This window comes from Vibrio sp. (assembly GCF_050299255.1).
Classification (GTDB): Bacteria; Pseudomonadota; Gammaproteobacteria; order Enterobacterales; family Vibrionaceae; genus Vibrio.
In genome coordinates this window covers 17,330-28,582 of the sequence record NZ_JBNKVP010000044.1, presented here as the reverse complement: position 1 = coordinate 28,582, position 11,253 = coordinate 17,330, and the positions used below count along the sequence as shown (strand labels likewise).

The following is an 11,253-nucleotide window of genomic DNA, read 5'->3' as shown; positions in this document are numbered from 1 at the left end:
CTAAGTCGTCGTATTGGCTAGAGTTGGCATCATTTGGGTTAACAATGGCGTATACCCGGTAACCGTTATCAATAAACAGGTTATCATTGGGATCAAATGTACCTAAGTATTGGCTTCTTTCATCACTCATGATCACTACGGAAAGCGAAGCATCCTGACGTGGGAAGCCGGCCAGATCCACAGTTCCACCCGGCTGGAGAGCTTTTTCGGCAAAATAAATACCTCGCTCGTAGACGCTTCCCCAAGTTCCTGGCAGAAAGTCCTGCTCTATCTGGCTAATGTCGTTGGTAAAGCCATTGCCGCGAAGCTCATCGCTATCGGTGGTAATGGTGCCGACCATAAAATCTACCCCCGCATTTTGAATGGTCTGGGTAAAGGCGCTGGTGAGATCGCTAATGGCCTGCTGCTCATCGGACATACTGCCGGAGTTGTCGATCACAAACAGGAAATCAGCCTTTGATACGGTTTGGTTAATGGCGTTGAACGTATCGTTTTGCAGTGCCAGCTTAGCGCTGGCCGAGGCCTTGATGCTCTCTGATGTTGTCGAGACGATCAGCTCAGAATATTGCGGCACTTTGTCGCTGGCCACCAAGGTACTGGTGATCACTGCGCTGTCACCATTTGGATCGTAGCTGATATTGATGTCCAATTGATAGTTTTCAACGGCGATTTCAGTGGCCGCCGGCACCAGAGCACTGGCGCTACCGCCAACCGATTTAACCGCCACTTGTTGAATCAGGCTGTCCAGTAGCTCGGTCAACTTTTTAGGATTGTAGTAAAAAGAGATCTTATAGCTGGCGTTAATGTCGCCATTTTCCAAGATGGTTTGTGAGGTTTGTGTAACGTTGGCATAGGTGAGCTCGGACTGGAAGGCACTGATGCTGGAATGGAGAATTTCCAGAGCGGTTTTTCCTGCGTTCATCGCGCCGCGCTCAGCAATAAAACCAGCCAGTTCAGTATCCGCTGGAGTCGGAATGCCACTGGCTGCCTGGGCGGCAACGGCTTGTGGTTTGGCATAAATCACCGTACCACTGACGTCACCGGTCAGTGGGCTGGTGTTGTAACCATCCAGTAAGAACACTTGTTGGCTGTCCAGCATCACAGATTGAGTCGGCGCAGGTGCCTGGGCTACGGTTACTTCAATATTTTTGGTCTGTAGAACTTTCACCCCTTCGTTGTTGGTGGTCTCGATCAGCAAAGTATAAGTCTCGGTACCGACCTGGCTACCAACTTGAGTGGTCAGGATATGGGGGGCATTGACGTCAGTCACCGTCAGAGTATTGCCCTGTTCATCTTGCCAGGTCACAGTATCACTGGCCTCGAGATTAGACAGGGTCGCGGTTAGGGTGACGTCTGAACCGGTGGCCACAATGGCCGGTGAGGCGACAATCGAGTTGATAATCGGTCCTGGGGCGAAATCCGCCCCAATGCTACACAGCACTTCTTCGGTGGTGACTTCACTTGGCTCAAGAATGCTGTTGTTATTGCTATCAATTCCTGCCAATACTTTCTGACCGCCACTGGCACATTGCTGATCTTCTTTTGCTATCAGCGCAATGGAAACCAGCGCTTGGTTGAAGATCTCTTTGCCTTCTTCCTCAGTACTTTGTGTGCCATCGTGACAAATCACTTTGTTGGAAACAAATTCGTCTACCTCAAGCACGTTATTGTTGTTATCGTCATAACCAGCAGTAATTTTCAGCCCGCCATTGGTGCATTCCGCATCGCCGGTTGCCAGCGTGGTGGTCTTGATGAGGGCATCTTTTTGTACGCTGCCGTTATTGTTATTCGTATCTTCAGAACTGCCGCCGCCACACCCGGCTAGCACTGCGGTAGTGACTAGGCCTAATAGCAACGATTTATTCGCCAACTTGATTGTTTTCATTGTTATTCCTTAACTTTTTGTTGTTACTGTCATTTGGAACTGATGTCACATATGAGAGTCGGCGAACATTATGCGAAGGTGGGCAAAAGGACACCATACTGAAAGTCCAGCCTTGTGAGGGCTCACGCCAAAATCACGTTGTGTATTTAGGTGGTCTGTTAATAATAATCTTGACTAACAATCACTTGCGATCCATCTAACAGGACTACACTAGTAGTGAAGTCAGAATAAATGGTGTGATTGGATCTCGGTCGGAAAACTGCCAGAGACGGTTTCGGTAGCAGCTGCGTGACGATAAAGTTCATAAGCGAATGTTATGTTAATCAGGGGGCTAGATGGAGATAGCGAAAGGGGTTGAGGTGATCCATCACGGTGGTAAACATTCGGTTACCGGATCTTGTCACCAGTTGCAGATTGGCGTCGATGCGGTGCTGGTCGATTGCGGCCTGCTGCAGGGGGAAGAGGCCAAACTGCAATCGATGGCGATTGATTTTAGTCTGCAGCCGATCCAGGCGGTGGTGCTGACTCACACTCACATTGACCATATCGGTCGTTTGCCGTGGCTGTTGGCTGCTGGTTTTCAAGGTCCGATTTACTGCTCGGCGGCGACCGCCCATCTGGTGCCTTTAATGCTCGATGATGCACTGAAAATTCAGCAAGGGCTGGACGCCACGCAACGGCGGCGGGTAGTCGGGCAAATCGGTAAATATCTGAGGCCGTCTCCTTATAACCGCTGGGTGCCTATCAAAGGGGCCAATGGCCGTTATTTTACCTATGTGCGCTTTAATCCCGCCGGCCATATCCTCGGCTCGACCTATCTGGAATTCCAATTGCCGAAAAATGAAATTGCGGTGTTCTCCGGTGATCTCGGTCCGCGCCATACGCCTCTGTTGCCTGACCCGATCCCGCCGGCGCGCGCGGACTATCTGTTTTTGGAAACCACCTACGGCGATCAAGACCACGAAAATATCCAGAACCGAAGTGAGCGCTTACTTGAAATCATTAACCGTAGCCTGGCTGACGGCGGCGCGATTATCATTCCTGCTTTTAGTATCGGCCGGACTCAGGATCTGCTTTATGATCTGGAAGGCCTGCTCCATCAGCATAAACTGCGTGATAAGCTGCCGATCATTCTCGACTCGCCGCTGGCCGCTAAAGTCACCAAGGCCTATCGTCGCTATCGTAAATTATGGGGCAAGGAGGCGCTACGACGAGTGAGTGAGAAAAGGCATCCACTCAATTTTTCCCGCTGCGTCACCATTGATAATTACCCTGAGCACATGGATTTGGTGCGCAGGTTACGCTCGACCGGAGAAGCGGCTATCGTGATCGCGGCTTCTGGTATGTGCCAGGGCGGCCGGGTGATGGATTATCTGGCGCAGCTGTTGCCGGATAGGCGTACTGATGTGGTGATGGTCGGCTACCAGGCGGAAGGCACCCTAGGTGCCGATCTCGAGCGGGGTGTCAGCCATGTCTACATTGATAGCGAAGAGATTGAAGTCAAGGCCAAAATCCATGTCATGTCCGGCTATTCTGCCCATGCCGACCAGCACGATCTGCTGGCATTTGTGCAAGGGATCGCCAGCCCAATCAAACAGTTGCACCTGATCCACGGCGAGCAGGCTGCCCAGCAGGGATTTGCGGAGCTGGTGGCAACAGTGCTACCGGAGACACAAATCATCGAATAGCCCAGCAGCAGTTTATTGGCGTGCAGAGATGAAAAAGGAGCACTGAGTGCTCCTTATCGTTACAGAATTTGCTTCAACACCCGGTCGGCACGGACCCGGGTAATTTTACGCATCAGTTTCTGCACCACGTCCGGGTAGTTTTCCAGCTTTTCCAACTGCTTGTAAGTGCAAATCAACTGGGTGTGCTGGAGAATATTGGCCATCTCCTGCTCGAACTGTTCACACAGGTGATGGTAGTGATCCTGGATCAGCAGCGCGTTCTCCAGATCCAGCTTCCAGGCGCGTGGATTGAGGTTGTTACCGGTCAGCAGCATGTAGCGTTTGTCTATCCAGATCCCTTTCAGGTGGAAGCTGTTCTCATCGTGTTTCCACAGGTGGATCGACAGTTTACGGCTGGCAATACTGGCTTCGTTGGCTTTGGCAAACTGGCGCAGGTTGCGTTCGTACAGGTAAGGCAGGCCACCGATGGTTTTGAATTCCTGCTCAGGCGCAATATAAAAATCGTTGGCGGTTTTGTCGCCCACCACGATAGTGACTTTCACTCCGCGTCTGATGGCCTTTTTCACCTCTTTTGCCACGCTACGTGGAAAGTTGAAGTAAGGGGTGCAGATGAAAATTTCGTTCTGCGCCATCGCCAGCAATTGGTTGATGCCCTGATTGAGTTTGTTGCGCTTTTTACCCACGCCAACCAGCGGGGTGACCGCCACCTGATCCGGACCAACAGACTGAGGCTTAAACTGATAAGCCGCTTTGGCCAGCGAAGCACGCAGCTGACGAATGTCGATTTTGATCTCTTTGGTATCGGGCTTACGCGGGCAGGCCAGGTTGTTTACCGCCGGGTGGTCGATCAGTTCCGACTGGACAAAACGGGCCATACTGTCAGCCAGGGCCGGATTGTGCAGCACATGGTAGCGATCGAAACGGTAACGGTCCTGATAATTCAGGTAGATGTTGTTCAGGCTGGCGCCGCTGTAGATAACCTGATCATCGATAATAAAGCCTTTCAGGTGCAGTACACCAAACACTTCGCGACCGCGTACCGGCACACCGTAGACCGGCACTTTATGTTCATATTGGTCGGCAAACGCTTTATACATGGACGCATTGGTTTCGCCGGGGGCGGCTCCAATCAGCCCGCGCTGGGCGCGGTGCCAGTCAACACAGACGTTGACTTCCAGCTCCGGGTTGCGCTGTTTGGCCTGGTACAGTTCCGTCAGGATTTCTCGGCCGGCATCATCGTCTTCCAGATAGAGGGCTACCAGGTGGATCCGCTGTTTGGCTTGGCGAATGGCTTCGATCAAGCGGGTACGGAACTGCTTGGCAGAAAACAAGGTTTCAAACCCGGCCGGATCTTGCGCCAGAGTCGGAAGTTGTTCTAATAAATTCCTCTTGGTTAACATATGATGTGTAATGCCTTTTCCTGTCTGCAAAATTGCAAGCCTCGGATATTAGCAAAATTCGGCTGGATTTAAACAGAAAAGGTGTCAGGAATTGTATCGCAGCGTGATACCCGCCCACTCTGGTGCCAAGGCTGTGATGCATTTGGCACTTGATACTAGCTGGAGGGCTAGGCTATTTATTCCGGCCGTTCTAAGGGCCCGGTTGGCTGATACTGCATGGCGACCAGCTGTTTGCCTGCGGACGAGTAGCGTTGAAACAGCGTGGACAGCGGGTGGGGCAGCGCATCTGCGTCTAGAGCGTGAAAACCATGCCCGGCATAGAAATTCTGCAAGTGCTGGTAGGCAAAGCAGAAATCCTGCCCGGTTAGCAGATGTTGCTGACAGTAATTGAGCAGCTGGTGGCCGTAACCCATGTTCTGATGAGACGGGATCACCAACATGCCGGTCAGCAGCCGATATTGGTCGATGGGGCGTAACCGCACCACCGCCGCCAGCGTAGCGTCGCAATAGCCGGTCAGGGTCAGTTCGTTGCGTTTGGCTTTGGCCGACGGGTAGTGCGCTTTGTACAGGCGGCTGACCAAAGGCAACTTTATCGGGTCCAGAACGGTTATCTCTAGCGGCTTCATTCTCACTCGCGGCGATGTCATGTAGAATGGCGAAAGTTTAAGTTAGCCGTTACTGACCATGCAATCATTATCCGACGTGAATCTTCAGCCATACCATACTTTTGCCATTCCTCAACGCTGCCAGCATCTGGTGGAAATCCAGTCGCTGGAGCAGCTGATCCAAGCGTATCGCCATCCCGGCTGGCAGTCACTGCCCAAGCTGATGGTGGGTAAAGGCAGCAATCTGCTGTTTACCGAACCGTTTCAGGGGGTGGTGCTGATCAATCGCCTGTCCGGGATAGAGGTCAGTGAGACTGACCAGCACTGGCATTTGCATGTGGCGGCCGGAGAAGACTGGCCTTCGCTGGTCAAATGGTCGGTCGAGAACGGCTACGACGGGCTGGAAAACCTGGCTTTGATCCCGGGCTGTGCCGGCTCTGCGCCGATCCAGAATATCGGTGCCTATGGGGTGGAGCTGAAAGACGTCTGTGAATATGTCGATATTCTCTGCCTGCAGACCTTCACGGTAAAGCGGCTCAGCAATCAGGACTGTCAGTTTGGCTATCGTGATTCGGTGTTCAAGCACCGCCTGTATCAGCAGGCGGTGGTGGTGGCCATCGGTTTGCGCCTGGCCAAGCAGTGGCAGGCCAGTGCCAGTTATGGCCCCCTGCAAGCCCTGCCCCCTGAGCAGCGCACGGCAACGGCCATCTATCAGCGGGTGTGTGACATTCGGCGTGAAAAACTGCCGGACCCAGCCGAGTATGGCAATGCCGGCAGTTTCTTCAAAAACCCGGTGATCAGCGAGGCGCACTATCAGCAGTTGCAACAGCGCTATCCGCAGATGGTGGCGTATCCGGTCGCCGACGGGGTAAAAATTGCCGCGGGCTGGCTGATCGACCAGTGCGGCCTGAAAGGCCTGGCCATCGGTGGCGCACAGGTTCACCCCAAGCAGGCGCTGGTGCTGGTTAACCAGTATCAGGCCAGTGCTGAGGATGTGATCAGGCTGGCGGCGGAAGTACGCGGTCGGGTAGTGGAGAAATACGGCATTGAGCTGGAGCATGAAGTGCGTTTTATCGGCGCATGGGGTGAAACCAACCTGAGTGAAATATTGGAGGCGCAACAGTGAAAGACCACAGCGTAAAACTGGCGCTGCTGCGCACCCTGTCGCATGGCGGTTTTCATTCTGGCGAGGCGCTTGGCGAGCAGTTGGGTTTAACCCGAGCCTCAATCAGTAAACACATCCAGGGTATTCAGCAGTGGGGGGTGGATATTTTCCGCGTCCAGGGCAAAGGTTATCGACTGGCCAAGCCGCTGCAACTGTTGGATGAGTCGGTACTGCAAGCGTCTCTTGGGCCATCGCTGGAGCTGATCCCGATCATCGAATCGACCAACCAACATTTACTGGATAAAACCGAGTTGTTGGAATCCGGTGCGGTGTGTATCGCGGAATATCAGTCCAAAGGGCGTGGCCGGCGTGGCCGTGACTGGGTGTCGCCGTTTGGCGCCAATTTATATCTGTCGATGTTCTGGCGACTGGACGCCGGCATGGCGGCGGCCATGGGGCTGAGCCTGGTGGTCGGCGTGGCGGTGGTCGAGGCGCTGGAATCGCTTGGTATCGACGGCGTGAAGCTAAAATGGCCCAACGACCTCTATTATCAGGACCGTAAACTGGCCGGGATCCTGGTGGAAATGTCTGGTCAGGCTGGCGGAGCGGCCAATCTGGTGATCGGCATGGGGATTAATCTGTCGATGTCCGAGCAGACCGACGGCATTACCCAGCCCTGGGCCTGCCTGAATGAAGTGGCCGGTGGCCAAGGCTTCGATCGCAACCAACTGGCAATCAGCCTGGTGAAGGCACTGCATCAGGCACTGCAGCGTTATGAGCTGGAGGGCATGGCCGGGTTTGTCTCGCGCTGGAACCGGCTGGATAATTTCCTCGACCGTCCGGTGAAACTGCTGATCGGGCCACGGGAAGTGGTCGGGATCGCTCGGGGGATCAATGATCAGGGGGCGGTGTTGCTGGATACCGAACAGGGCCTGCAAGCCTTTATCGGTGGCGAAATTTCGCTGCGGCCGAATGGCTGAACACCCGCTACCAAGGCCTGATGCCAGTCACTTTGGTTTAAGTAAAATCTTTGCTTTATTTAATTGATCCGACATAATGTGGTGAGCAGAGGAGCCACAATGAAAACCAGTGACCGGATCTTACATACCATCAAACGCCATGGCGCGGTAACCGCGAAACAGCTCGCGGAAGACCTCGATATGACCACCATGGGCGCACGTCAACACCTGCAATCTCTGGAAGAGGAAGGGGTGCTGACGTTTTATGATGTGAAAGTGAAAGTTGGCCGGCCTACCCGTCACTGGTCGCTGACCGATCAGGGCCATGCCCAGTTCAGTGATCGCCATGCGGAACTGACGGTGCAGGTGATCGAGGCGGTGGAATCTCTGTTTGGCCCGGACGGGGTGGCGAAAGTCACTGCGGAGCGGGAAAAGCAGACTCTGGCACTGTATCGTCAGGCTCTGGCCGATTGTTGTTCATTGCAGGCCAAGCTGGAAAAGCTGGTGGAACTGCGGGAACAAGAAGGCTACATGGCGGAGTTGCAACCAACCGATGATGGCTTCCTGCTGATCGAAAACCATTGTCCAATCTGCAAGGCGGCCACCCGCTGCCCGAGTTTATGCCAATCCGAACTGTCGGTATTTCAGACCTTGCTGGGTGAGCAATGTCAGATAGCGCGTCAGGAACATATCGTTCAGGGCGAGCGACGCTGTCTGTATCGTATCGCGGTCAAATAACCCCCCTGCCTCATTGGGTCAAATGTCGTAAAAATGCGGTATTGACGCGCATTTAAGACACTTGTCTCACAAATAAGAACAGCACTGTTCGTGCCTCAAAAAATCTGTCCCGCCATCTATGCTTCGGGTAGTGTTGATAAATTAATCAACAGTGCCGAGGTATGGATATGAGTGCTGTATATAATAGGGAAAATCAGACCTTACCGTCTTTCGATGAACTGGTCGCGCTTGCAAAAACGGATCCGGAGCAACTAACGCGGATGCGACAAAGTATGTGTGCTGAGTTGATTCAGTCGGCGTCACCCGAGATGCAGCAGCGACTGCGCGCCCAGCAGAGTCACATCGAACTGATTATCAGCCGGGGCAAAAACCCAAACCAGGTAAACGTGATGCTGATGAGAGAGCTGTACCGCCAGCTGTTTAAGTTTCAGCAGAGCCTGAATGGTAATTTTACCGAGCTGTACAACTCTGAGGCGGCCGTGCTGCCTTTCAAACCCCGAGATGAAGAGTGGCGATAGCAACGCTGTCGCCGTTTTCTATTGACCTCTTTGACGACCTGCCTGATCGTTTACTCCGTCTTTTTGCCTTTCTGTTTATCGACTTCCTGGCCGGTCTGGGAGTTCGATAATTAACGCTTTGGCCCGCACTAAACGTTATTTTGTTAGCTTAATCACAAAAAAGTCTCACTGCCCCCTTGGGAAGCCTCAAATCGTCCCCACATATGAGTCACGAGCCCTAGTGGCGATTATCAAATCAACATGGAAACTTTCAGGAGAGACGACCGATGAATATTCGTCCATTACACGACCGAGTTATCGTAGAGCGCCAAGAAGTTGAATCTAAGTCAGCGGGTGGCATTGTGTTAACAGGTTCTGCTGCTGAGAAATCAACTCGCGGTGTGGTTCTGGCAGTGGGTAAAGGCCGCATGCTTGAAAACGGTACAGTACAACCGTTGGACGTGAAAGTTGGTGATACCGTTATTTTCGCCGAAGGTTATGCGACCAAGACCGAAAAAATCGACGGTAAAGAAGTTTTAATCATGTCTGAAAATGACATCATGGCAATCGTTGAGTAATCGATTCTGAATCACAACGAAAACGAGAAACGCATTTAGAAAAGGATAGTTAAAAATGGCTGCTAAAGACGTTAAATTTGGTAATGATGCACGAGTTAAAATGCTGGAAGGTGTCAACGTTCTGGCTGACGCAGTAAAAGTAACCCTGGGTCCTAAAGGCCGTAACGTGGTACTGGACAAATCGTTCGGTGCGCCAACCATCACTAAAGATGGTGTTTCAGTAGCACGCGAAATTGAACTGGATGACAAATTCCAGAACATGGGTGCGCAAATGGTTAAGCAGGTTGCGTCTCAGGCGAACGATGTCGCCGGTGACGGTACAACCACGGCAACCGTGCTGGCTCAGGCCATTGTTAACGAAGGCCTGAAAGCGGTCGCTGCGGGTATGAACCCGATGGATCTGAAGCGCGGTATCGACAAAGCCGTTGCAGCTGCAGTGGAAGAGCTGAAAGTGCTGTCTAAAGACTGCTCAACCAGCACGGAAATTGAACAGGTTGGTACTATTTCGGCTAACACTGACAGCAGTGTCGGCAAGATCATCGCGGAAGCGATGGAAAAAGTCGGCCGTGATGGCGTGATCACTGTTGAAGAAGGCCAGGCTCTGCACGATGAGCTGGACGTGGTAGAAGGTATGCAGTTCGACCGCGGTTACCTGTCTCCTTACTTCATCAACAACCAGGAAGCGGGCAGTGTTGACCTGGAAAACCCGTTCATCCTGCTGGTAGACAAAAAAATCTCTAACATCCGCGAACTGCTGCCAACTCTGGAAGCGGTAGCGAAAGCGTCTCGTCCTCTGCTGATCATCGCTGAAGACGTAGAAGGCGAAGCGCTGGCCACTCTGGTTGTTAACAACATGCGCGGTATCGTCAAAGTGGCCGGTGTGAAAGCGCCTGGTTTCGGTGACCGTCGTAAAGCGATGCTGCAAGATATCGCAGTACTGACCGGTGGTACGGTGATTTCTGAAGAAGTGGGTCTGGAACTGGAAAAAGTGGTACTGGAAGACTTGGGTCAGGCGAAACGCGTAACTATCACCAAAGAGAACACCACTATCATCGACGGTATCGGTGAGCAAGCGGCGATCGAAGGTCGCGTAACGCAAATTCGTCAGCAAATCGAAGATGCAACGTCTGACTACGACAAAGAAAAACTGCAAGAGCGCGTAGCGAAACTGGCTGGTGGTGTTGCGGTAATCAAAGTCGGCGCAGCCACTGAAGTGGAAATGAAAGAGAAGAAAGATCGCGTAGAAGACGCACTGCACGCCACTCGCGCGGCAGTTGAAGAAGGTATCGTCGCCGGTGGTGGTGTAGCCCTGATCCGTGCGGCTGCGAAAATTTCTGAACTGACTGGCGATAACGAAGAGCAGAACGTGGGTATCCGTGTGGCTCTGCGTGCGATGGAAGCGCCTCTGCGTCAGATCACCAGCAATGCCGGTGATGAAGAATCTGTGGTTGCCAACAACGTTAAAGCCGGCGACGGCAGCTACGGCTACAACGCAGCAACCGGTGAATACGGTGACATGCTGGAAATGGGTATCCTGGATCCAACTAAAGTGACCCGTTCTGCACTGCAGTTCGCCGCATCTGTCGCTGGCCTGATGATCACCACCGAAGCGATGGTGACTGACCTGCCACAGAAAGATGCTCCTGCAATGCCTGATATGGGCGGCATGGGCGGCATGGGTGGCATGGGCGGTATGATGTGATCGCGCCACGCAGCTAAAATGCAAAAACGGAGGCTTCGGCCTCCGTTTTTTGATCAGCGCAATCACCAGCCATGGCTGGTCTGGTAATTCGCGGAT

10 protein-coding genes are annotated in these 11,253 nt (G+C 52.9%); 7 read left to right on the top strand and 3 right to left on the bottom strand.

Translation table 11 applies throughout. The features are described from left to right. On the bottom strand, positions 1-1,885 hold a 1,885-nt coding region (locus ACQY6F_RS12450; RefSeq protein ID WP_428774783.1), incomplete at its 3' end, for a DUF7151 family protein. A gap of 335 nt (positions 1,886-2,220) precedes the next feature. On the opposite strand from ACQY6F_RS12450, the gene ACQY6F_RS12445 reads away from it, so the two are divergent. Next, a complete protein-coding gene (locus ACQY6F_RS12445) occupies positions 2,221-3,573 on the top strand; it encodes an MBL fold metallo-hydrolase (RefSeq protein ID WP_428774781.1) in 1,353 nt (450 codons plus the stop codon). Between the two features lie 59 nt (positions 3,574-3,632). Here ACQY6F_RS12445 and pssA read toward each other — a convergent pair whose 3' ends face one another. Further along, complete coding sequence (gene pssA, locus ACQY6F_RS12440; protein WP_428774780.1) at positions 3,633-4,973, bottom strand: CDP-diacylglycerol--serine O-phosphatidyltransferase; 1,341 nt, start codon at positions 4,971-4,973, stop codon at positions 3,633-3,635. 176 nt (positions 4,974-5,149) lie between these two features. After that, positions 5,150-5,599, bottom strand: a complete 450-nt coding sequence (locus ACQY6F_RS12435; protein ID WP_428774778.1) for a GNAT family N-acetyltransferase — start codon at positions 5,597-5,599, stop codon at positions 5,150-5,152. Positions 5,600-5,657: 58 nt separating this feature from the next. Here ACQY6F_RS12435 and murB point away from each other — a divergent pair, with 58 nt between their 5' ends. The 6 genes from murB (at position 5,658) to groL (ending at position 11,157) form a co-directional block, all read left to right on the top strand. Next, on the top strand, positions 5,658-6,704 hold the full coding sequence (gene murB / locus ACQY6F_RS12430; RefSeq protein WP_428774777.1) for a UDP-N-acetylmuramate dehydrogenase: 1,047 nt from the start codon (positions 5,658-5,660) through the stop codon (positions 6,702-6,704). Next, entirely contained in the window at positions 6,701-7,663 is a 963-nt protein-coding gene (birA, locus tag ACQY6F_RS12425) for a bifunctional biotin--[acetyl-CoA-carboxylase] ligase/biotin operon repressor BirA (RefSeq protein WP_428774775.1), read from the top strand. The genes murB and birA overlap by 4 nt, the downstream gene beginning before the upstream one ends. Before the next feature lie 99 nt (positions 7,664-7,762). Continuing rightward, positions 7,763-8,380 (top strand): helix-turn-helix transcriptional regulator, encoded by a 618-nt coding sequence (locus tag ACQY6F_RS12420; RefSeq protein ID WP_428774773.1) that lies wholly within the window; start codon positions 7,763-7,765, stop codon positions 8,378-8,380. Positions 8,381-8,547: 167 nt separating this feature from the next. Further along, entirely contained in the window at positions 8,548-8,898 is a 351-nt protein-coding gene (locus ACQY6F_RS12415) for a DUF3135 domain-containing protein (RefSeq protein WP_428774771.1), read from the top strand. A 266-nt stretch (positions 8,899-9,164) separates the two neighbouring features. Beyond that, entirely contained in the window at positions 9,165-9,455 is a 291-nt protein-coding gene (locus ACQY6F_RS12410; protein WP_428774770.1) for a co-chaperone GroES, read from the top strand. A 55-nt stretch (positions 9,456-9,510) separates the two neighbouring features. Continuing rightward, positions 9,511-11,157 (top strand): chaperonin GroEL, encoded by a 1,647-nt coding sequence (gene groL / locus ACQY6F_RS12405; RefSeq protein WP_428774768.1) that lies wholly within the window; start codon positions 9,511-9,513, stop codon positions 11,155-11,157. Positions 11,158-11,253 lie beyond the last annotated feature (96 nt).

Bases quoted from the DNA above. Each gene is read 5' to 3' on its own strand.
- ACQY6F_RS12415 (WP_428774771.1), top strand. From the start codon at position 8,548: ATGAGTGCTGTATATAATAGGGAAAATCAGACCTTACCGTCTTTCGAT.
- groL (WP_428774768.1), top strand. From the start codon at position 9,511: ATGGCTGCTAAAGACGTTAAATTTGGTAATGATGCACGAGTTAAAATG.
- ACQY6F_RS12410 (WP_428774770.1), top strand. From the start codon at position 9,165: ATGAATATTCGTCCATTACACGACCGAGTTATCGTAGAGCGCCAAGAA.
- ACQY6F_RS12445 (WP_428774781.1), top strand. From the start codon at position 2,221: ATGGAGATAGCGAAAGGGGTTGAGGTGATCCATCACGGTGGTAAACAT.
- pssA (WP_428774780.1), bottom strand. From the start codon at position 4,973: ATGTTAACCAAGAGGAATTTATTAGAACAACTTCCGACTCTGGCGCAA.
- ACQY6F_RS12435 (WP_428774778.1), bottom strand. From the start codon at position 5,599: ATGAAGCCGCTAGAGATAACCGTTCTGGACCCGATAAAGTTGCCTTTG.
- murB (WP_428774777.1), top strand. From the start codon at position 5,658: ATGCAATCATTATCCGACGTGAATCTTCAGCCATACCATACTTTTGCC.
- ACQY6F_RS12420 (WP_428774773.1), top strand. From the start codon at position 7,763: ATGAAAACCAGTGACCGGATCTTACATACCATCAAACGCCATGGCGCG.